General features: G+C 64.3%; 21 protein-coding genes. 9 read left to right on the top strand and 12 right to left on the bottom strand.

Annotated elements, in window-relative coordinates; translation table 11 throughout:
- Positions 1-762 (bottom strand): 2-dehydro-3-deoxy-D-gluconate 5-dehydrogenase KduD, encoded by a 762-nt coding sequence (kduD, locus tag AABB87_RS11575; protein ID WP_341971388.1) that lies wholly within the window; start codon positions 760-762, stop codon positions 1-3.
- Positions 763-775: 13 nt separating this feature from the next.
- Positions 776-1,612 (bottom strand): 5-dehydro-4-deoxy-D-glucuronate isomerase, encoded by an 837-nt coding sequence (kduI, locus tag AABB87_RS11570; protein ID WP_341971503.1) that lies wholly within the window; start codon positions 1,610-1,612, stop codon positions 776-778.
- Between the two features lie 183 nt (positions 1,613-1,795).
- Between kduI and AABB87_RS11565 the strand changes: the two genes are divergently transcribed.
- The 4 genes from AABB87_RS11565 to AABB87_RS11550 all read left to right on the top strand — a co-directional run bounded on the left by AABB87_RS11565 (position 1,796) and on the right by AABB87_RS11550 (position 6,467).
- Positions 1,796-2,128: a cupin domain-containing protein gene (locus AABB87_RS11565; protein ID WP_341971387.1), complete on the top strand. Its 333-nt coding sequence runs from the start codon at positions 1,796-1,798 to the stop codon at positions 2,126-2,128.
- A gap of 150 nt (positions 2,129-2,278) precedes the next feature.
- Entirely contained in the window at positions 2,279-5,218 is a 2,940-nt protein-coding gene (locus tag AABB87_RS11560) for a TonB-dependent receptor (protein ID WP_341971386.1), read from the top strand.
- 5 nt (positions 5,219-5,223) lie between these two features.
- Entirely contained in the window at positions 5,224-5,928 is a 705-nt protein-coding gene (locus AABB87_RS11555) for a rhamnogalacturonan acetylesterase (RefSeq protein ID WP_341971385.1), read from the top strand.
- Positions 5,929-5,930: 2 nt separating this feature from the next.
- Entirely contained in the window at positions 5,931-6,467 is a 537-nt protein-coding gene (locus tag AABB87_RS11550; RefSeq protein WP_341971384.1) for a YgjV family protein, read from the top strand.
- Here AABB87_RS11550 and pelA read toward each other — a convergent pair.
- The 7 genes from pelA to AABB87_RS11515 form a co-directional block, all read right to left on the bottom strand.
- Positions 6,439-7,776 (bottom strand): pectate lyase, encoded by a 1,338-nt coding sequence (gene pelA / locus AABB87_RS11545; RefSeq protein ID WP_341971383.1) that lies wholly within the window; start codon positions 7,774-7,776, stop codon positions 6,439-6,441. The genes AABB87_RS11550 and pelA overlap by 29 nt on opposite strands.
- Entirely contained in the window at positions 7,773-8,735 is a 963-nt protein-coding gene (locus AABB87_RS11540) for a sugar kinase (protein WP_341971382.1), read from the bottom strand. The genes pelA and AABB87_RS11540 overlap by 4 nt, the downstream gene beginning before the upstream one ends.
- A 249-nt stretch (positions 8,736-8,984) precedes the next feature.
- Complete coding sequence (htpG, locus tag AABB87_RS11535; RefSeq protein WP_341971380.1) at positions 8,985-10,865, bottom strand: molecular chaperone HtpG; 1,881 nt, start codon at positions 10,863-10,865, stop codon at positions 8,985-8,987.
- 230 nt (positions 10,866-11,095) lie between these two features.
- Positions 11,096-11,407: a hypothetical protein gene (locus AABB87_RS11530; protein WP_341971379.1), complete on the bottom strand. Its 312-nt coding sequence runs from the start codon at positions 11,405-11,407 to the stop codon at positions 11,096-11,098.
- Positions 11,408-11,449: 42 nt separating this feature from the next.
- Entirely contained in the window at positions 11,450-12,580 is a 1,131-nt protein-coding gene (locus tag AABB87_RS11525) for a 3-deoxy-7-phosphoheptulonate synthase (protein WP_341971378.1), read from the bottom strand.
- Between the two features lie 205 nt (positions 12,581-12,785).
- Positions 12,786-14,249, bottom strand: coding sequence for a metalloprotease TldD (gene tldD / locus AABB87_RS11520; protein WP_058720817.1), 1,464 nt, complete (start codon positions 14,247-14,249; stop codon positions 12,786-12,788).
- Positions 14,246-15,160 carry a LysR family transcriptional regulator gene (locus AABB87_RS11515; RefSeq protein WP_341971377.1) on the bottom strand — a complete coding sequence of 305 codons (915 nt, stop codon included), beginning with the start codon at positions 15,158-15,160 and terminating at the stop codon, positions 14,246-14,248. The genes tldD and AABB87_RS11515 overlap by 4 nt, the downstream gene beginning before the upstream one ends.
- A 108-nt stretch (positions 15,161-15,268) precedes the next feature.
- Here AABB87_RS11515 and AABB87_RS11510 point away from each other — a divergent pair, with 108 nt between their 5' ends.
- Positions 15,269-16,285, top strand: coding sequence for an NAD-dependent epimerase/dehydratase family protein (locus tag AABB87_RS11510; protein ID WP_341971376.1), 1,017 nt, complete (start codon positions 15,269-15,271; stop codon positions 16,283-16,285).
- Positions 16,282-16,755, top strand: a complete 474-nt coding sequence (locus AABB87_RS11505; RefSeq protein ID WP_341971374.1) for a DUF4188 domain-containing protein — start codon at positions 16,282-16,284, stop codon at positions 16,753-16,755. The genes AABB87_RS11510 and AABB87_RS11505 overlap by 4 nt, the downstream gene beginning before the upstream one ends.
- A 42-nt stretch (positions 16,756-16,797) precedes the next feature.
- Here the strand turns inward: AABB87_RS11505 and rsmI are convergent, their stop codons facing one another.
- Positions 16,798-17,703, bottom strand: a complete 906-nt coding sequence (rsmI, locus tag AABB87_RS11500; protein ID WP_341971502.1) for a 16S rRNA (cytidine(1402)-2'-O)-methyltransferase — start codon at positions 17,701-17,703, stop codon at positions 16,798-16,800.
- Between the two features lie 28 nt (positions 17,704-17,731).
- Here rsmI and AABB87_RS11495 point away from each other — a divergent pair, with 28 nt between their 5' ends.
- From AABB87_RS11495 to AABB87_RS11485, 3 genes are all read left to right on the top strand, one after another.
- On the top strand, positions 17,732-18,133 hold the full coding sequence (locus tag AABB87_RS11495; RefSeq protein ID WP_341971373.1) for a YraN family protein: 402 nt from the start codon (positions 17,732-17,734) through the stop codon (positions 18,131-18,133).
- A 107-nt stretch (positions 18,134-18,240) separates the two neighbouring features.
- Positions 18,241-18,813 carry an SIS domain-containing protein gene (locus tag AABB87_RS11490; RefSeq protein WP_058720823.1) on the top strand — a complete coding sequence of 191 codons (573 nt, stop codon included), beginning with the start codon at positions 18,241-18,243 and terminating at the stop codon, positions 18,811-18,813.
- Positions 18,814-18,898: 85 nt separating this feature from the next.
- Positions 18,899-19,546: a BON domain-containing protein gene (locus tag AABB87_RS11485; RefSeq protein ID WP_341971371.1), complete on the top strand. Its 648-nt coding sequence runs from the start codon at positions 18,899-18,901 to the stop codon at positions 19,544-19,546.
- Between the two features lie 54 nt (positions 19,547-19,600).
- Here AABB87_RS11485 and AABB87_RS11480 read toward each other — a convergent pair whose 3' ends face one another.
- On the bottom strand, positions 19,601-20,506 hold the full coding sequence (locus tag AABB87_RS11480) for an NAD(P)-dependent oxidoreductase (RefSeq protein WP_341971370.1): 906 nt from the start codon (positions 20,504-20,506) through the stop codon (positions 19,601-19,603).
- 5 nt (positions 20,507-20,511) lie between these two features.
- Positions 20,512-21,648: a PilT/PilU family type 4a pilus ATPase gene (locus tag AABB87_RS11475; protein WP_058720826.1), complete on the bottom strand. Its 1,137-nt coding sequence runs from the start codon at positions 21,646-21,648 to the stop codon at positions 20,512-20,514.
- Positions 21,649-21,651: the final 3 nt, after the last annotated feature.

The raw sequence follows: 21,651 nt of genomic DNA, 5'->3' as shown, positions 1-21,651 counted from the left end.
CTATCTCGCCAACCAGCCCCCATCAACGGCCACGGTGTAGCCATTGACGTAGTCCGACGCTTGCGAAGCCAGAAACACCACCGGCCCAGCCAGATCATCGGGCACACCCCAACGACCGGCCGGAATGCGCTCCAAGATGGAGGCATTGCGGCCTTCGTCGGCACGCAGAGCGGCGGTGTTGTTGGTGGCCATATAGCCGGGGGCGATGGCGTTCACATTGATGCGGTGGGCGGCCCATTCATTGGCCATCAAGCGGGTGATGCCCATCACGCCACTCTTGCTGGCGGTGTAGGACGGCACGCGCACGCCGCCTTGGTAGGATAGCATCGACGCCACGTTGATGATCTTGCCGCCGCCGCCCTGGGCCAGGTACTGGCGGGCCACCGCCTGCGAGAAGAAGAACACCGTTTTCAGGTTCAGGTCGATGACATCGTCCCAATCCTTCTCGCTGAACTTGATGGCATCTTCGCGGCGGATGATGCCGGCGTTGTTGACCAAGATGTCCACCCGGCCGCTGAGGCTCTTGGCCTGTTCCACCAGGCCTTCCAGGCAGGTGATGTCGGACAGATTGGCGCGCAAATCCATGAAGCGGCGGCCTAACGCTTCGACCTGAGCACGGGTTGCATCCGGCTCCGAGACGTTCACGCCCACGATGTCAGCGCCCGCCTGCGCGAGCGCACAGGCCATGCCCTGGCCCAGACCGGTGTTGCAACCGGTGACGATGGCCACCCGGCCGTGCAGTTGAAAGTTATCGAGGATCATGTGGCGGCTCCGCTCAACGCAAGGCAGTCATCGGGACATGGTCCATGTCCTTGAAGACCTGGTTTTCACCCACCATGCCCCAGATGAAGGTGTAGGCCTGCGTGCCCACGCCGGAGTGGATGCTCCAGCTCGGGTTGATGACGGCCTGCTCGTTGCGCACCACCAAATGGCGCGTCTGCGTCGGCTCGCCCATCATGTGGAAGACGGCGGCGTTCTCGCTCATATCAAAGTAGAAGTAGACCTCCATGCGGCGGTCATGCGTGTGGCAGGGCATGGTGTTCCAGAGGCTGCCGGGTTCGAGCTGGGTCATGCCCATCAGCAACTGGCAGGTCGGCAGCACATCGGGCACCAAGAATTTGTAGATGGTGCGGCGGTTGCTGGTTTCGGCGGCGCCCAGGGTCTCGGGCGAGGCTTCGGCCAAGGTCACTTTGCGGTGCGGATAGGCGGTGTGGGCCGGCGCGCAGTTGAAGTAGAGCTTGGCGGGCGCGGCGGCGTCCACACTCTCAAACTTCAGCTGCTGGGCACCCTGCCCCACGTACAGTGCCTCGCGCGGGCCGATCTCAAAAACTTGGCCATCCACCGTGACGCGCGCGGCACCACCGATATTGATGAGGCCCAGCTCACGGCGCTGCAGGAAGAAATCGGTGCCGGTATGGCGGCCCAATTCCGGCGAAAAGCTCACCGCCTGGGCCACCGGCATGATGCCGCCGACGATGATGCGGTCGATCTGGCTGTAGGTCAGCGTGGCCGCGTCGGCCTTGAACAAGTCTTCCACCAGAAAGTGGCGGCGCAGGCCTTCGGTGTCCAGCGTGCGGGCGTGTTCACTGTGAATGGGTTGGCGGATTTCCATCATGCTTTTCCTTGCTCTGGCGGGTCTGGACGGTCCTGCCAAGACGGCAGGAGGGGGTATTTGGACGCTAGCTTAGTCAGCTCGGGACTTTCCCGGAATTATGGTTTCTATTTAGTGAACCACTGTTTCATTTTTTTGCGTGGCCGCTATAGTGATTCAAAATCGCTGTGCAGGAGACCCCGCATGAACCTGTTTTTCGACGCCGCCACGACGCCCTGGGAAGAGCTGGGCGACGGCATTCGCCGCAAGATCGTGGGCCACACGCCGGGCCTGATGTCCGTGCTGGTGCAGTTCGACCAAGGTGCCATCGGCACCCCGCATGCCCATGATGAGCACGACCAGATCGCCTATGTGATCAGCGGCTCGTTCGAGGCCGAGGTAGCCGGCCAGAAGCGCGTGCTGCGCGTCGGCGACGCCTTCATCGCCCCCCGCCTGCATCAGCATGGCGTGGTGGCACTGGAAGCCGGCAGCACGCTGCTGGATCAATTCACCCCCCGCCGCGAGGACTACCTCTAGCCCTCCAAGCCACACAGCGGCGGGCGGCACTACAGCAGCTCTCCGAGTCACCCCAGGCGCCCTGCGCGCGCCCCATTGGTCAACCCGACCGAGCCACGGACCCAGAAGCCTGGCCAGGGAACGACTTGCGAAACAATCGGAGACAGCCCTATGCATACCCGCCACCCACATTCCCGCCTTTCCAAACTCAACCACTGCTTGCTGGCCGCCAGCGCGCTTGGCTTTCTGGCCAGCCTGCCAGCTAAAGCCCAACAAGCGCCTGCGGCTGAGGAAAAACAGCAACTCGACACCGTTGTGGTGACCGGCCTGCGCGCCTCGCTGGAAAGCGCCTTGCGCGCCAAGCGCGATGACAAAGGCATCGTCGATGTCATCAAGGCCGAGGACATGGGCAAGTTCCCCGACACCAATCTGGCCGAGTCTCTGCAGCGCGTGCCCGGCGTGGTGATCGACCGCGATGCCGGCGAAGGCCGCAGCATCACCGTGCGCGGCCTGGGGCAGGACTTCACCCGGGTGCGCATCAACGGGGTGGAAGCCTTGGCCACCACCGGCGGCACCGACAGCTCGGGCGGCGCCAATCGCTCACGCGGCTTCGACTTCAATGTGTTCGCGGCCGACCTGTTCAGCTCGCTGACGGTGCGCAAAAGCAGCTCGGCCGATGTGGACGAAGGCTCACTCGGCGCCACCGTAGATCTGCAAACCGCCCGTCCCTTCGACATGAAGAGCTTCACCGCGGCGGTATCGGTGAAGGGCGTGTACAACGATCTCTCGGGCAAGACCAACCCCAAGGCCTCCTTCCTGATCTCCAACACCTTTGCGGACAACAAGTTCGGCGTGCTCCTCTCCGGCGCGTACTCCAAACGTCAGCTGCTGGAGGAGGGCTTCAGCACGGTGCGCTGGGACAACGGCCCGTCCTCGGGCGGCTGGTGCCCACCGCAAGGCGTCGCCACAGGTCTACCGACCGGATCAACCGCCACCAGCTGCGGCCCGGCCGCCCAAGGCGTGGCCCGACTCCCCAACACGGCCGCCAATCTTGCTGCCTTCAACACCGCGAGCAAGGCGGAGAACTTCCACCCTCGCCTGCCCCGCTACGGCCGCCTCACCCACGACCAGGATCGCCTGGGCCTGACCGGCGCGATACAAGCAAGACCGCTTGAGGGCACGCTGCTGACCCTGGACATGCTGTACTCCAAGCTCAAGGCGACGCGGCAGGAAGACTTCCTGGAAGCGATCTCTTTCAGCCGCACCCTCTCACAAGGCGGCAAGCCCCAGACCAGCGTCGTCGCTACCGAGTACGGCCCGAATGGCGAGCTGCTCTACGGCAAGTACAACGGCGTCGACATCCGCTCGGAATCGCGCTTCGACCAGCTCTCCACCACCTTTACCCAGCCCACGCTGACGCTGGAACAAGACATTGGTGAAACGCTCAAACTCACCGCCCGCGTAGGCCGCGCCACCTCGAAGTTCAATAACCCGATCCAGACCACCACCACCCTGGATGCGGCGAACGTGAATGGCTACGAGATCGACTTCCGCGCCAATGACCGCGCGCCTGCCATCACCTATCCCTTCAATCCCACCGATCCGAACGGGGCATTGAAGATCCTGGGCGTGCCTGTGAATGCCAGCAGCATCACCAACTTCACGCCTAGCGAGATCCGCATCCGGCCGCAGGGCGCCACAAACATCAACGATATCGCCCAAGTTGACTTGGCCTGGGAGCTGATCCCCGACCGGCTCACCTTGACGGGCGGCCTGAACTACAAAAAGTTCAGCTTCAACACCTTCGAGTCGCGCCGCACGGTAGAGACCATGAACACCCTGCCCGCGGGCGTCAACCAAGCCAGCCTGGTGACCACGCTCAATGGCTTCGGCAAGGGACAGAACCTGCCGGCCGGCACCGCCACCTCCTGGCTGATTCCCGACCTGAACGCCATCGCCAGCGCCTACGACATCTACTGCAACTGCCTCAAGTCCGGCGCGGCCGGCGGCCCAGGCGACTTCACCCTCACGTCCATCACCAATGGCAACGCGCGCGGCAATAACCGCGCCGTGGTGGAAACAGACACCGGCGGCTTCTTGCAAGCCGACTTCAATACCAAGCTGGCAGGCGTGCCGCTGCGCGGCAATGCGGGTGTGCGCTACGTCAAGACGAAGATGACGGCCGATGGCTATCTGGCCACCGCGGGCGGCACTGGCGTTTCTGCCGAAAACAGCTATAGCGATGTGCTGCCGGCGGTGAATTTGGCGGCCTCGCTGAGCAAGGACTTGATCTTGCGCGGCGCCGTGGCCAAGGTGATGTCACGCCCGCAACTGGGCAATCTGAGCCCGGGCGGCACGCTCAACACCACTGGCACGCTGTCCTACACCGGCGGCAACCCGCTGCTCAAGCCCTTCCGCGCCACCACGTTTGACACCAGCCTGGAGTGGTATCACGAGAAGAATGCCTTTGTGGGTCTCGGCCTGTTCCAGAAGAACATCAAAACCTATATCCAGACCCTGCGCAGCAACATTCCCTATAGCCAGACCGGCCTGCCCATGGCCCTGCTGCCGCCCGGATTCACCGGCGAAGAAGTGTTCCAGGTCTCCGCCCCGATCAACACCGATGGCGGCAAACTCAGCGGCTATGAGCTGAATGTGCAGCAGCCCTTCAGCTTCCTGCCCGGCTGGGGCAAGAACTTCGGCGCGCTCTTGAACTACACCTACGTCAAGTCCAAGATCCAGTACGTCGTGTCCCCCACCAGCACCGCCACCATCACTGACGACCTGATCAATCTCTCGCCCAAGTCCTACAACGCCACGCTTTACTACGACGACGGCACCTTGAGCGCGCGCTTGTCGGGCTCGCAACGATCGAGTTACTTGACCCGCGTGCCGGGCCAGAACAACAACGATGTGGAGGGCAAGAACGAGACCTTCAACGTCGACGTCTCGATCTCCTACAAGATCACGCCGCAATTGGACGTGACGCTCGAGGGCGTGAACCTGACCAACCAGCCGAACGACCAGTTCATCAGCCGGGCGCGCGACAGCGTGGTGGTCAACAACGTCACCGGTCGCGAATTCCTGGTCGGCCTGCGCTACAAGTTCTGAGCGGCGTGATCGGCAAGCTGGCTCTGTCTGCAGCCCTGCTCTGCGGCGTGGCGCTCCCCGGCCACGCGCAGACGCTGGGCTTGCGGCTCATCCTGGTGGGCGACTCCACCATGGCGCCGCGCAGTGGCTACGGCAACGCGCTGTGCCACAGCCTGGACAAGCTCGCCTGCCTCAACCTCGCGCGCGGTGGTCGCAGCAGCAAGAGCTACCACGCCGAGGGCTTGTGGGCGAATGTGCTCACGCTGCTGCGCGAGGGCGGACATCGTGATCTGGTGTTGATCCAGTTCGGCCACAACGACATGCCCGGCAAGCCAGGCCGCTCGACCGACTTGGCCACCGAGTTCGGCCCCAATCTCGCTGCCTATGTGCAGGAACTGCGCGCACTCGGCGCCCACCCGGTGCTGCTGACGCCGCTGACCCGGCGCACATTCGCGCAGGGTGAACTGCAGAATGATCTACGTCCTTGGGCTGAAGCGACCTTGCGCGTGGCCTCAACGCTTGAGGTGCCCGTCATCGACCTGAACGCGCTCAGCGCCGCCGCCGTGCAGGCCCTGGGTCAAGCCGAAGCCGACACCCTGGCCATGGCGCCACCGCAGTTTGACCGCACCCATCTGGGCAGCAAAGGCGCGGCGCTGTTTGCCGAGCAGGTGTTGCAGGCTTTGCTGGCCTTGCATCCGGAACTTCGCCCGGCGCTCACCACGTCGCCTTGAGCATGCTGGTCTCGTCTGCATTGAGCCCGGGCCAATGCCTGGGTTATCTGGCCTTCGCTTTCGGCATGGCCTGTTTCGCGCAGCGCGATGACCGGCGCTTCAAGCAGTTCATGGCGCTGGAATGCCTGGCCTATGTGGGCCACTTCTGGCTGCTCGGGCAGCCCACGGCGGTGGCCAGCAGCCTGGTGTCGCTGGGCCGATCGGTGGCCGCACTGCGCAGCCGCTCACCTTGGGTGGCAGGCTTCTTCATCGCACTTAGCCTGGGCATGGGGCTGTGGCTGCAAACAGGCTGGCTCTCGCTTTTACCCATCGCAGCCTCCTGCATTGGCACGACGGCGCTGTTCTTCCTCCACGGCCTAGGCATGCGCTTGCTGATGCTGGTCGGCACCTTGCTGTGGCTGACGAACAATCTGCTAGTGGGCTCTATCGGCGGCAGCTTGTTGGAAGCCTGCATTGCCTGCATCAACAGCTGGACGATCTGGACGATGTGGCGTGCGCCAAGACTCAAAGTTAGGGCCGGGCAGCCCCCTCAGGTTTGAGCCAGCGGCGTGACCACGGCTCATAGGCGGCCAAGGCCTTCAATGGCCAGGTGCCGAACCAGGCATAACCATTGCGGCGCTCCAGGCTGAGCTCGTTAACGTCATCATGCAGCGTCTTGTCGCGGTCGCCAAATACGGGCTTGAGGCTGAGTGCATCGTAGTAACGCGCCCACAGCGGGCCCGCACCGGGCTTAGAAGTCAGACGGCGGCCCTGGGCATCGTCCACCCGCGCCCACTTCACATCGGCCACCGCCAGCTCTCGCAAGGAAGCAATGCCCGCTTCCACCGCCCGTTTCATCTCAGCGGTGGGCTGGGTTTGGCGCATCAGGTAAAGCAGCACGTCAACGCTCTCGCCGGTGCATAGCGAGGCGGGTTCGTAATTGCGCGCGGCCACCGGTGCCAGGCTCAGCGCGTCGTATTGCTGCGCCCAAATTCGCTTGCGCCCATCGATGCTGACTTGCGAGGCCAGCAAGAGGGCGATGGCGCGCTGCTCGGCGGCCAGCGCCTGCTTGCGTAGCTCGGCGGGCACGAAGCCCCACTCGGTGGCGCCCTGCCCCACTTCGCCCAGCAACTCGGCCACTTCCACCACGGCGTTGTCGTTCAGCGTCACCGCATCGTGGTAGCCGCCTTGCAGCGGCCAGACCTGCGGCCAGCCCCCATTCGGGAACTGCGCAGCCAACAGGTAGGCCAGGCCTTTGAGTGCGCTGGCCCGGTAGGGGGCAGCGTCCGACTCTGGCAGTTGCACCGCTACCTTGGCCAAGAAGCGGACTTCGGTGATGGTGGCGTCGTTGTCGATGGTGCCCACATAGCTCCAGCGCGGGTTCTCGGCCAGATCGAAGTCGCCGGCCACGGCGCGCGGCGAATTGTTATCGGCCACATAGTCTTGGCCCGACAGGCGCGGTGGTCGGTCACGCGGCTGGTTCTTGCCCCAGCCGCCAGCCGGCGTCTGAAAGCTCACGATGTTGTCGGCCACCCGGCGCGCTGCGGCGCTGGCGTACCAAGCAGGAGCTTGGTTCAGCGGCATGCTTTTGTCGGCGTGGCCACCTTCGGGCGGCGCAGGTGCGGGGCTGCCGGGCGGCAACGCGGCGCGCTCAGCGGCCAGCGCTGCGCGGTCGACCTCACGCTGCTGCTGTGAGCGCGCCAGGTAAGCCAGCCAGGGCTTACGCTGCTCCAGCGGCAGCATCTCGATGCGCGCCACTGTCAGCGATACCGCCGGCACATTGACCCCGATGACGGCGGCCTGCCCATCAGCGGCCAGCAACTGGCCCAGGCCGAGCAGGCTGGCAAGCATCCAAGGCGCAATTTTCATGCGGATGTCTCGTTCATCAGATCGATCATCGCCGCGACGGGAATCACCGCACCACGGTGCTGAATCACGCGCGCAGCCAAGCGGTTGCCAAAGCGCGCAGCCTCCAGCGCCGAGTCCCCCAGCAAGCGCCGACTGAGGTAGCCGGCGGCAAAAGAATCGCCCGCGGCCGTGGTGTCCACCACCTTGTCCACGGGCTCGGTAGGCGCTTGCTGCCAAGCGGCATCCCCACTGCTGCGAACCAAAGTGGCGGCCGCACCGCGCTTGATGATCAGCTCGGGGCTTGGCAGCTCTTGGGCGGACATCACAGCGGCCTCCAAGCTAGGCAGGCCGAACAGGGCTTGGTGATCGTCGGCCGTTACCAGTGCGATGCTGGACAACTCGAACGCACGGCTGAAGGCGGCCCGCGCTTGCGCCGCATCGGGCCACAGGCGCGGCCGGTAGTTGTTATCGAACACCACAGCGGCGCCGCGCTCGCGCAGCGCCTGCATCAGCACGAACAGGCGCTCGCGCCCGGCCGGCGGCAGGATAGCCAGACTGATGCCACTGAGGTAGAGCGCATCCCAGCGCATCAAGCCCTGCTCCAGCGGCGTGAGCTTGCCATCGAAGTAGGCCTTGGCGGCGCTGTGGTCACGCCAGTAGCTGAAGCTGCGCTCACCTCGCTCATCCACCTCTATCAGGTACTGCCCCGGCAGCCGACCTGGGATCTGCAACACCAGGTCAAGGGCCAAGCCGTCGCCTGCCCAACGCTGCAGCAGCTTGGCGCTCAGCCCATCGTCACCCACGGCCGTGGCGTAGTGGCAGCTCAGGCCCCTGGCAGCGGCACAGCGGGCCAGATAGACCGCCGTATTGAAGGTGTCGCCGCCGTAGCGCTGCGTGAGTGTGCCCAAGGCCTCGCCCTGCAACTCCAGCATGCACTCGCCCACCAAGGCCACCTGTATGACGTGATTGACGTGATTCACGCGATCGTCTTGGCTGCTCACCCCCATGCAATCACCCAGTTGTTTTGAAACAGTGTTCCGTTATTCTATTTTGCGAGTTTGATTTTTCGAAACGGTAGTGACCCTGATGCTTGTATTGCCGCGCGATCGGCATCTACTGAAGTCCATCAACGCACACGAGCCGCAGCAAGGGTCAATGCAAGCAAAAGAAAAGGCGCCGAAGCGCCTTTTCTTGTTCACGCCCTCGAAGGGGCGAATGCCTTGCCTTGATTAAGCCAAGAGCATCGCATTGACGCGACGCACATAGGCGGCCGGGTCTTCCAGGTGGCCACCCTCGGCCAGCACGGCCTGATCAAACAGCACGTTAGCCAAGTCATCGAACTGGGCCGAGGCTTCCAGCTTCTTGACCAGGGCGTGCTCGGCGTTGATTTCCAGCGTCGGCAGCGAGGTCGGTGCGGCTTGGCCGGCTTGCTTCATCAGGCGGGCCAGATGGCCGCTCATATCGCCCTCTTCCACCACGATACAGGCGGGCGAGTCGACCAAACGGGTAGAGACGCGCACATCCTTGGCGCGGCTCTTCAGCGCTTCCTTCAGGCGGTCCAGCAGGGGCTTGAAGGTCTCAGCCGCTTCTTCGGCCTTCTTCTTCTCGTCCTCGTCTTGCAGCTTGCCCAGGTCGATGGCGCCCTTGGCGACGGACTGCAGCGGCTTGCCTTCGAACTCGTACAGATGCGAGAGCATCCACTCGTCGACGCGGTCGGTCAGCAGCAGCACCTCGATGCCCTTTTTGCGGAAGATCTCCAGCTGCGGGCTGTTCTTGGCGGCGCTGAGCGAGTCGGCGGTGATGTAGTAGATCGCGTCCTGATCTTCCTTGGCGCGCTTGATGTAGTCGGCCAGCGACACGCCTTCATCCGCATGGGTCGAGGCAAAGCGGAACAGCTTGGCCAGACGCTCTTGGTTCTGATGGTCTTCGCCGATGCCTTCCTTGAGCACCGAACCGAAGTCCTTCCAGAAGTCCGCGTACTTGGCGCGCTCGGCGGCGTCTTCGCTATCGGCCAGCGATTCCAGCATGCCCAGCACACGCTTGGTCGAACCTTCGCGGATGGCCTTCACATCACGGCTTTCCTGCAGCAACTCACGGCTGACGTTGAGCGGCAGGTCGGCCGAGTCGATCACGCCCTTGACGAAGCGCAGGTAGACCGGCATCAGCGCCTCGGCGTCGTCCATGATGAAGACGCGCTTGACGTAGAGCTTGACGCCACCACGCTTGTCGCGGTTCCACAGATCAAACGGCGCCTTCTTGGGGATGTAGAGCAGCTGCGTGTACTCGCTGCGGCCTTCCACCCGGTTGTGGGTGTGGGCCAGCGGTGCTTCGGTGTCGTAGCTGATCTGTTTGTAGAACTCGTCGTACTGTTCTTGCGTGACTTCGCTCTTGGAGCGCGACCACAGGGCCGAGGCCTTGTTGACCGACTCCCACTCGTCCTTGAGCACCTGCTTGGCGTTATCAGCGTCCCACTCTTCCTTCTTCATCAGGATGGGCAGGGAGATGTGGTCGGAGTACTTGCTGATGACGGACTTCAGGCGCCAGGTCTTGAGGAACTCGTCCTCGCCTTCGCGCAGATGCAGGATCACATCGGTGCCACGGCCGGCCTTGGTGATGGTCTCGACTTCGTAGTCGCCGGTGCCTTCCGAGGTCCAGCGCACGCCCGCTTCGGCGGCCACGCCGGCGCGGCGGGTTTCCACCGTGATGCGGTCGGCGACGATGAAGCCCGAGTAGAAGCCCACGCCGAACTGGCCGATCAGGTTGGCGTCCTTCTTCTGGTCGCCTTCCAGCTTGGCCATGAACTCGCGGGTGCCGCTCTTGGCGATGGTGCCGAGGTGGGCAATCGCCTCTTCCTCGCTCATGCCGATGCCGTTGTCGCTGATGGTGACGGTGCGGGCGGCTTCGTCGAAAGAGACGCGCACTTCCAGGTTCGGCGTGTCTTCAAACAGCGCGGCATTGTCCAGCGCCTCGAAGCGCAGCTTGTCGCAAGCGTCAGAGGCGTTGGACACCAACTCGCGCAGGAAGATTTCCTTGTTGGAATAGAGCGAATGGGTGACGAGGTGCAGGATCTGCTTGACCTCGGCCTGGAAGGCATGGGTTTGCTTTGTCATGGCTGATCGTTGTTCGAAAAAGTGGGTCAATGGAGGCGACCCGCGAGAGTGCCTCCTGCGCCACGCCACTTGGGGGCAAGAGCAAACAATTCAAGAGGGCGAATTGCGCGCAGAGCGCTACGGGGCATGCCGGGCCGCAGCGGAACTAAGCCAGGGCAATTCAGGACGGGATAGATAGCGCGAAGGCGCTGCGAATCACCCTGCAGCGCCCCGCCGCCTGACGCAGCCGATCAGTACGACAAGCTGTGCTTGGCCACATCCACCCGCAGCAAGGCCTTGCTCAGGGCGCCGCAGGCGGCGCGCGCATAGTCCAGCGCCAGCGCGGCGTCGTTGAAGGACACCGGGCCCATGGCGGCGGCCACGGCGACGATTTTGTCGGCGATCAGCACCTTGCCCGAGCCGCGCATAGGCACGCACTCAAACTTGACGAACTGCTCATCCAACCACGCGCGCGCCGCATCGAAGGAGAGCACCTCGTTCGAGTCGACCTGAAGGTCAAACTCCTGGCCGGGCCCGAAAACGACTTTGACGCTGCTGTGCATGCTTCACTCCTGCGCTGCTGTGCTGGGCTTGATTCTGCCGTATCAGGCGCGACTTGCCTTGACCGCTTGGCTGAGCACTTCCAGCACTTCCAGCGAATCGTCCCAACCCAGGCAGGCGTCGGTGATGCTCTTGCCGTATTCCAGCTTGGCGGGGTCGTCCTTGCCGGGGCTGAACTTCTGCGCGCCGTCATGCAAATGGCTTTCCACCATCAGTCCAAAGATGCTCTTGCTGCCCGCGCCCATCTGCGCGGCCACATCGCGCGCCACATCGAGCTGGCGTTGATGCTGCTTGGAGCTGTTGGCGTGCGAGCAATCCACCATCAACGTGGTGTCGAGCTTGGCAGCGGCCAGCTCTTTGCAGGCAGCGGCCACGCTCTCGGCGTCGTAATTGGGCGCCTTGTTGCCGCCGCGTAGGATGACGTGGCAGTCCTTATTGCCATTGGTCTCGACGATGGCGACCTGGCCGTTTTTGTGCACCGACAAGAAGTGGTGCGGGCGCGCGGCGGCCTGGATCGCATCGGTGGCGATCTTGATATTGCCGTCGGTGCCATTCTTGAAACCGATGGGCGCCGACAAGCCCGAGGCCAGCTCGCGGTGCACCTGGCTTTCGGTGGTGCGCGCGCCGATGGCGCCCCAGCTGATCAAGTCCCCGATGTACTGGGGCGAGATCACGTCCAGGAATTCCGAACCCGCCGGCACGCCCATGCGGTTGATCTCCAGCAACAGTTGGCGGGCGATGCGCAGGCCTTCGTCGATGCGGTAGCTCTCGTCGAGGTAGGGGTCGTTGATCAAGCCCTTCCAGCCCACCGTGGTGCGGGGCTTTTCGAAGTAGACGCGCATCACGATCTCCAGCGTGTCGGCGTACTTCTCGCGCTGCACCGCCAAGCGGCGGGCGTACTCCACGGCAGCTGCCGGGTCGTGAATGGAGCAGGGGCCGATGACGATCAGCAGACGGTCGTCCTTGCGGCTCATGATGTCGCGGATGCGCTTGCGGGTGCCGCTGATGAGCTTTTCCATCGGCGTGCCGCTGATCGGGAAGAAGCGAATCAGATGCTCGGGCGGCGGCAGCGGCGTCACATCGCGGATGCGCTGGTCATCGGTCTGGCTGGTCTTGTCTTGCGGCGAGTACCAACGTTCGGTTTCCACGGGCTTGCTGGCGTTCTTGGCATTCATGCTTGTTCGTTCTCTTGGGAAGGATGGACGAAAAAAAACCGCCTGGGGCTGGGTGCCCGGCGGTTTGCTTGAGATTCGCTGCGCTACTTGTGGTTCACGCTATCGCCTCTGTCGCCGCCGGTGCGGTTGCAGAAATACCAAAAGCTAAAAAAGGCGAAGCGCGAATTCATGGGCTTGAATGTAGCACGGCGGAATGACAGGCCACTCAGGCCGTGCCGCCGACGGTCAGCCCGTCAATGCGCAGCGTGGGCTGGCCCACGCCCACAGGCACGCTCTGGCCTTCTTTGCCGCACACGCCCACACCGGTGTCGAGTTGCATATCGTTGCCGATCATGGTGACGCGGGTCAGCGCCTCAGGGCCGCTGCCGATGATGGTGGCGCCCTTAACGGGGTACTGGATCTTGCCGTTCTCGACCCAGAAGGCCTCGCTGGCCGAGAAGACAAACTTGCCGGATGTGATGTCCACCTGGCCGCCACCGAAGTTGCTGGCGTAAATGCCCTTCTTGATGCTGGCGATGATTTCCTGCGGATCCTTGTCGCCGCCGAGCATATAGGTGTTGGTCATGCGCGGCATGGGCACATGGGCGTAGCTTTCGCGGCGGCCGTTGCCGGTGGGCGCCACCTTCATCAGGCGCGCATTCATTGCGTCCTGGATATAGCCCTTCAGGATGCCGTCTTCGATCAACACATTGCGCTGCGAGGCGCAGCCCTCATCGTCCACATTCATGGAGCCGCGGCGATCCGGCAAGGTGCCGTCGTCCAGCACCGTGACGCCCTTGGCCGCCACGCGTTGGCCGATGCGGCCAGCAAAGGCGCTGGAGCCCTTGCGGTTGAAGTCGCCTTCCAGGCCGTGGCCGATGGCTTCGTGCAGCAAGACGCCGGGCCAGCCGGGGCCAAGCACCACGGTCATCTCGCCGGCCGGGGCTGGGCGCGATTCCAGATTGGTCAGCGCGGCGGTGACGGCTTGCTCGACATAGCTGGCAATCATCTCGTCGGTGAAATAGGCCAGGCCGAAACGCCCGCCACCACCGCCCGAGCCGACTTCGCGGCGGCCATTGCTCTCGGCAATCACCGTCACGCTCAATCGCACCAGCGGGCGCACGTCGGCGGCCAAAGTGCCGTCGGCGCGGGCCACCAGAATCACCTCATGTTCGGCGGCCAAACCGGCCATCACCTGCGCCACGCGCGGGTCCTTGGCGCGGGCCATGCGCTCGGTGCGCTCCAGCAAGGCCACCTTTTCGGCGCTGTCCAGGCTGGCGATGGGGTCGGTCATGCCGTACAGCGCGCGGCTGCCGGCCACCGTTGGGCTGGACGGCACTTTGACTCGGCGGCTTTGGCCGGCGGCGGCGATGGAACGCACCGTCAGCGCGGCGTCCAGAATGGCGGCCTCGGAGATATCGTCCGAGTAAGCAAACGCGGTCTTCTCGCCAGCGACGGCGCGCACGCCCACGCCTTGGTCGATGCTGAAGCTGCCGCTTTTGACAATGCCCTCTTCCAAGCTCCAGCCCTCGGCACGGGTGGTCTGGAAATATAGGTCGGCATCATCGACCTTGTGTTCGGTGATCAGCCGCAGCGCCTTGCTGAGCACGGCATCGCCCAGGCCATAAGGCTCAAGCAGTTGGCTGCGGGCTGTTACCAGGCGGGCAAGAGTAGGTTCGCGCGAAATCATCCCGGCATTGTAGAAGCGCGCTCAAGACCTTTGACTTCACCGGTAAAGGCCCGCGCCAAGGCATCGAAGACCAGGCGCAGGCGCGGCGTGTCGCGCAGTTCGCGGTGCGCCGTCAGCCACAAGGGCAGCGGCGGCACGGCAATCTCCGGCAGCACGCGCTGCAGCGCTTCATCCCGGGCCGCCAAGGCCTGCGGGCCGACCGCAATGCCCATGCCGGCGCGCATGCATTCCCAGGCCACCAACTGGTTGTCGCAGCGGAAGCCAAAGAACTCGCGCCCGAGCTGAAAACCCGCCTGCGCGAAGCCGCGCAGCATCAGGTCAGACTGGTCATAGCCCAGCCATTGATGCGTCAGCAAATTGCCCATCTCAGGCCGGCCGTAGCGGGCGATGTAGTCGCGGTGGACGTAAAAGCCCAGCGGCCAGTCACCCAGCTTGCGGGCCACCAAGGTGGGCTGCTCGGGGCGGAACATGCGCAGGGCGATGTCGGCGCTTCGCTCCAACAGATTGGCCACTTGGTCGCTGGCCACCAGCTCGATCTGGATCTCGGGGTGTTGGCGCCGCAAGTCCAGCAGCACCGGCGGCAGGAAGTGATGGCTGACGATCTCGCTGGCCGTCAGTCGCACCGTGCCGGCCAGGGACTGATCGCGCGCGGCCAGCGTCAAGCTGAGTTCGCGTGCGCCTTCGCGCATGCGCTGGGCCGCGGGCAGCAAGGCCTCGCCTGCCGCCGTCAGGCGCAGGCCGCGGGCGTGACGCTCAAACAGGGTCTGGCCCAGAGCCGCCTCCAGCGCCGCCAATTGCCGGCTCAGCGTGGGCTGGCTTTGCCCCAGCTGCGGGGCGGCCCGGTTAAGCGAGCCGGCCTCCGCCAAGGCCAGAAACACCTGCAGCAAAGACCAATCCAGGGCTTGATTCATGCAGGCATTATCAATTCACTGATGCATATCTTCAATTCAATAACGGCTCTTCTGCATAGCTTGGGTTTTGCGCACACTGCTGCCATCGACCAACCAAAAAGGCTCGCCATGAGCAAGAACACCGTCCTCATCCTCGGCGCCGCCGGCCGCGCCGGCCAGGCATTCGCCCAGGCTTTTGCCCACGCCGGCTGGCAGGTGCTGGCCCAGGCCCGCAAACCCCTGCCGGCCACGCTGACGGCCCTGCCCCAAGTCCAGGCCTTGCGCTGTGACGCCACCGACAGCGCCACGCTCCTTCAGCTGGCCAAGCAGGCGGCCGGCGAGGTCCAAGTCGTGCTCAACGCCCTCAACCCGCCCTACCACCGCTGGGAGGAACTGCTGCCGCCGCTGGCGGCCAGCGCCCAGTCCACCGCCCTTGCCCTGGGCGCCTTGCTGATGCTGCCCGGCAATGTCTACAACTTCGGCCGCGAACTGCCGGCGCAGCTGCCGCTGGCCACGCCTGAGCGACCGGACACGCCAAAGGCCCGCCTGCGCATCGCGCTAGAAGCGCAAATGGCCGCTGCGGCGACCCAAGGCCTGGACTCGGTGGTGCTGCGCGCGGGCGATTTCTTTGGCGGCACGGGCAGCGGCACCTGGTTCGATCTGGCGCTGACAGCTAAGCTCAGCCAAGGCGTTTTCGTCTACCCCGGCGCGCTGACCCACATCCATGCCTGGGCCTATCTGCCCGACTTGGCACAAGCCTTTGTGCAGGTGGCGGCGCGCCGGGCGCAGCTGCGCGGCCACCACCGCTTGCATTTCGCTGGCCATGCCGTCGAGGGTCAGGTCTTGCTGGACACTCTGCAAGCGCTGTGCGGTCGGCGCTTGAAAGTGCGCAAACTGCCCTGGGGCTTGATGAAGCTGGGCGGGCTGGTGATCCCCTCTTGGCGGGCCGTGGCCGAAGTGCGCTATCTCTGGGATCGCCCGCATCAGCTGCTGGACACCGAGCTGCGCGCCCTGATCGGCACGCCGCCTCACACGCCCCTGGACCAGGCCTTGCGCATGAGCATTCCTGCGCTGCAGACTGCTGGCATCGCCCAGCCACTTAGCAACAAGCTCAGCGCCAAACTCAACGCCAAGGTCAGCCCATGATTCACCGTGAACGCCTGTGTGCCAGCTTGGAAGGCGACTTCGTCGTCTTCCTGATCGGCCTGCGCATCAACAAACCTTGGCTGCTGCACAAATGGTGGCCGGTCGCCTCCGCCATGCCGCGCATGCTGCGGGAGTTGCAGCAAAAGCCGGAGCTGGGCCTGATGCATTCGGAGATGTGGTTCGCCCGCACCACGCTGATGGTGCAGTACTGGCGCTCCATGGACCAGCTGATGGCCTATGCCAAAAATCGCGACCAGCAACATCTGCCGGCTTGGGCCGCCTTCAACAAGGCCGTGGGCACGGACGGCACGGTGGGCATCTGGCATGAGACCTATGCCGTCTCACCCGGCGGCTACGAGAACGTCTACGTCAATATGCCGCCCTTCGGCCTGGGCCTAGCCGGCCAGTTGGCGCCGGCCAGCGGCGCGCGCAAATCAGCGGCCGGCCGGATGAGTGCGAATAGGGCTTAGAACTTGTCCGCCAGCCGACCCCAGCTATTGACAGATAAGTTCTTAGTCGTCCTGATCTTCGCGGGCCTTTTTCTGCGCCAGCGCCAGCTCGTAAAGCTTGTTGCGCGGCGCGCCGCTGATTTCGGCGGCCAGGGCAACGGCCTGCTTGAGCGGCAACTCGGCCGCCAGAATTTGCAGGGCGCGCAAGGCCTCGGCGGGCAGATCGCTGTCGGCCGCGGACTCGGGCTTCATGGCGTGCAGCACCAGCACAAACTCGCCCCGCTCGCGCTGGCTGTCGGCCTCCATCCAGGCCGGCAGATCGGCGGCGGGGGCGGTGTAGACGGTCTCAAACTGCTTGGTCAGCTCGCGGCACACGGTCACTTTTTGCAGCGGGCACAGCTCGGCCAGCAAGGCGATCAAGGCCTTGATGCGGTGCGGGGCTTCGAACAAGACCTGGCTGCGCGGGCTGGCGCACAGGGCTGACAGCGCCGTGCGGCGCTCTGCCGTTTTGGTGGGCAAGAAGCCGGCAAACTCGAAACCCTGAGCCTGGGCATCGCCGGCCACGCTCAGCGCGGTCACGGTGCTGCTGACGCCGGGCACAGGGAAGACGCGCAAACCCGCCGCGGCTACCGCCGCCACCAGCACCGCGCCGGGGTCGGAGATGGCGGGCGTGCCGGCATCGCTGATGTAGGCAATGCGCTCGCCCTGCTGCAGGCGCGCGATCAGGCCCGCTGCGCCTTCGTGCTCGTTGTGCTGATGCAGGGCGATCAAGGGCTTGTGCAGGCCCAGATGGCGCAAAAGGCCGCCGCTGACGCGGGTGTCTTCGCAAGCCACCGCATCCACCAGACTGAGGACATGCGCGGCGCGGAAAGTCAGGTCGGCCAGATTGCCAATCGGGGTGGCCAGCACATAGAGTGTGGAGGCGGGGTACTGTTGGCCGCCTGCGGCAGCAGCGGCCGCGGCCAGCATCGTCGATGACACGGAGGCATTGCCAGCAATGTTGTTCAAGTGGAGTGCTTCCAGTAGTTCGTCTGAGTTGTCCAAGCCGCGTGGCGAGGCGGCCGAGGACCGCGCTTTGCACCATCTGCTGCGCCAGGGCCTGCGCCTGGTGCAGCGCAATTATCGGGTCGCTGCTGGGCCGCGGGCGCGCGGCGGCGAAATCGATCTGATCATGCAAGACAGCGCGGGCACCTTGATCTTCATCGAAGTGCGCTCCCGCTGCGATGCCTCGCACGGCGGGGCGGCCGCCAGCGTCACCCCCGCCAAGCAGCGCCGGCTGATCTACGCCGCTCAGCATTTCTTGCTCAGCCAGGCCACGCCGCCGCCCTGCCGCTTCGATGTCGTGGCGATGGACGGGGAGCAGGTTGAGTGGCTCAAGGCCGCGTTTGATGCGGGCTGAATTCGCGCGCTTGCGAGCGCCAGGCGGCGGCGCCCGGCAATAGTCCGTTACAGGCTCAAGCTGCGCAGGCATCGAGGGTTTGCAGGGAAGCCTTATGATCCCGCCCCATGCTAGAGCAACGCATCCAACAACAATTCTTCGAAAGCGCCGACCTGCTGTATCAAGCGGCCGAGAACCTTTCCCGCCCCTTGTCCACAGCCGCGCAAATGCTGATCGATGGCATCACCAGCGGCGGCCGGGTGCTGTGTTGCGGCCTGGGGCTATCTAGCCTGGATGCGCAATACATGGCCGCCTTGCTGGTGGGCCGCTTCGAACAAGACCGCCCCGGCCTCGCCGCCTGGGCGCTGGACGCCCAAGCCCACGGCAGCAGCCCCGACGCGGCCCTGTGCCGCCAGGTGCAAAGCCTGGGCCACCCCGGCGACCTGCTGCTGGTGTTTGAGTCAGCCCAAGCCCAACTTGGCCATTGGGCGCCGGTGCTGGAAGCGGCGCATGCCCAGGACATGTGCGTGATCGCCATCACCGGCAGCACGACCGACGAATTGCGCGGCCTGCTGCAAGACACCGATGTGCAGATCCGCATCCCCCATTCCCGCCCGGCCCGGGTGGCCGAATCGCACCGCCTGCTGGCGCATTGCCTGTGCGATGCGGTTGACTTGCAATTGCTGGGCGACGGCGAGTAAGCGCCAAACCTCGCGCCAAAGCCCGCGCAAGACCGGCAGTTCGTCTCCCCCTGAACGTTCACCCACGACCCCGAAATCACCCACCATGTCCAAACGCCTGCACGCTTTGCTTCCCCGTTATGCCCTGGTTTTTGCTGCCTTGGCCGCTGGCCTGGCCAGCACCGGCTGCGCTCCGCTGATGCTTGGCGGCGCCATGGTGGGCGGCGCACTCGTGGCGACTGACCGTCGCACCTCCGGCGCCCAAGTGGAAGATCAAGGCATTGAGTACAAAGCAGCCAGCAAGTTGCGCGAGAACTTCGGCGGCAACGCCCACGTCAGCATCAACAGCTATAACCGCACGGTTTTGCTGACCGGTGAGATGGCGACGGAAGAAGACAAGGCCAAGTTGGAAAGCGTGATCAGCAAGGTCGACAACGTGCGCACCGTGCTGAATGAAGTGGTGGTGGCACCCACCAGTTCGCTGGGCAGCCGCTCCAACGATCTGGTGATCGCGGGCAAGGTCAAGGCCACGCTGGTGGACGCACCCGATCTGCTGTCCAACGCATTTTACGTGGTGGTGGAGCGCGAAGTGGTCTACCTGATGGGCCGTGTCACCGAGCGCGAATCCAAACGCGCGGCTGAGTTGACGCGTGGCGTCAGCGGCGTGAAAAAGGTCGTGCGGGCTTTTGAGATCATCAGCGAAGACGAGTTGGCGCGCATCACGCCCAAGTCCAACGCGACCCCGGCCAAGTAAGCCCAAATCAGAACACTGGGCGGGCAGCAGCCCGCCCCAACCTCAGGGCAATGCTTAAACGAGGCGAGTGATCAGGCTGGAGGTATCCCAGCGCCGCCCGCCTTGCACCTGCACATCGGCATAGAACTGGTCCACCAGGGCCGTCACCGGCAGGCGGGCGCCGTTACGGCGGGCTTCGTCCAGCACGAGACCGAGGTCTTTGCGCATCCAGTCGACGGCGAAGCCGAAGTTGAACTGCTTGTCCACCATGGTCTTGCCACGGTTGTCCATCTGCCAGCTTTGCGCGGCGCCTTTGCCGATCACGTCCAGCACCTGCTTCATGTCCAGGCCGGCTTTTTCACCAAAGGCAATCGCCTCGGCCAAGCCCTGCACCAGGCCGGCAATGCAAATCTGATTGACCATCTTGGCCAGTTGGCCGGCACCTGACTCGCCCACCCGCGTCACCGCCTTGGCCATGGCCAAGGTCACCGGCTGAATGCGCTCGAAAGGCGCGGCGTCACCACCGCACATCACCGTCAAAGCGCCATTGACCGCGCCCGCTTGGCCGCCGGACACCGGGGCGTCCACAAAGTGCAGGCCCAGCGCCAGCGCCGCAGCGTGCAGCTCACGCGCCACTTCGGCGGAAGCCGTGGTGTGGTCCACAAAAATCGCACCGGCCTTCATGCCTTTGAACGCGCCTTGCTCGCCCAGCACCACGGCGCGCAAATCATCGTCATTGCCCACGCAGGCAAACACGATATCGGCCCCGGCTGCCGCAAGTGCAGGGTTGGCGGCGGCGCGGCCACCGTACTCGGCCACCCAGGCCTGGGCCTTGGCGGTGCTGCGGTTGTAGACCGTCACGCTGTGGCCGGCGCGGGCCAAGTGGCCTGCCATCGGGTAGCCCATCACGCCCAGGCCCAGAAAGGCGACCTGGAGGCTGGGAGTGGTCTCGTAACTGCGAATCGGAGCGGCTGCGTTCATGGTGTTTACAGAATAGTGAAATGTTCGGTGCCGGAGGCAATATCGCCGGAACGCGCGCGCTCGCTATTGAGCTTGATCTGCAGGCGCAGGTCGTTGACCGAATCGGCATTGCGCAGCGCGTCTTCGTAGGTGACCTTGCCCAGCTCGTACAGATCGAACAGGGCTTGGTCAAATGTCTGCATGCCTTGCTCGCGCGAGCGCTTCATGATTTCCTTGATCTCGCCCACCTCACCCTTGAAGATCAGGTCGGAGATCAGCGGCGAGTTCAGCAAGATTTCCACCGCCGCCACCCGGCCCTTGCCTTCGCGGCGCGGCAGCAGGCGCTGCGACACCAGGGCGCGCAGATTCAGCGACAAATCCATCAAAAGCTGCGCACGGCGCTCTTCGGGGAAAAAGTTGATGATGCGGTCCAGGGCCTGGTTGGCGCTATTGGCGTGCAGGGTGGCCATGCAGAGGTGGCCGGTTTCGGCAAAGGCCACGGCGTGCTCCATGGTCTCGCGGTCGCGCAACTCGCCCATCAAGATCACATCGGGCGCCTGGCGCAGCGAATTCTTCAGCGCCATCTCCCAGCTGTCGGTGTCGATGCCGACCTCGCGCTGGCTAACGATGCAGTTCTTGTGCGGATGCACAAACTCGACCGGGTCTTCGATGGTGATGATGTGGCCGAAGGTGGTCTCGTTGCGCTCATCGATCATGGCCGCCAAGGTCGTGCTCTTGCCCGAGCCGGTGGCACCAACCACGATCACCAGACCGCGCTTGAACTGCACCACATCACGCAGCACGGTGGGCAGCTCCAGCGAGCTGATGCTGGGCAGGCTGGCCGGAATGGTCCGCAGCACCAGGCCCACGCAACCTTGCTGCAGGAAGGCATTGACGCGGAAGCGCCCAATGCCCTGCGGCGAGATGGCGAAGTTGCACTCCTTGTTGCGCTCGAACTCGGCCGCCTGCTTGTCGTTCATGATGGCGCGGGCCAGCTGCAAGGTGTGCTGGCCGGTCAGCGGCTGGGGCGAGACCTTGGTGACCTTGCCGTCCACCTTGACGGCGGGTGGGAAGTCGGCGGTGAGGAACAAGTCCGAACCCTTGCGCGACTGCATCAGGCGCAACAAGTCGTTGATGAATTTGGTGGCCTGGTCACGTTCCATGGA

The sequence above is a fragment of the Roseateles sp. PN1 genome (genome assembly GCF_038419725.1).
GTDB lineage: Bacteria > Pseudomonadota > Gammaproteobacteria > Burkholderiales > Burkholderiaceae_C > Paucibacter_A.
This window is presented reverse-complemented; position numbering and strand designations above follow the sequence as displayed.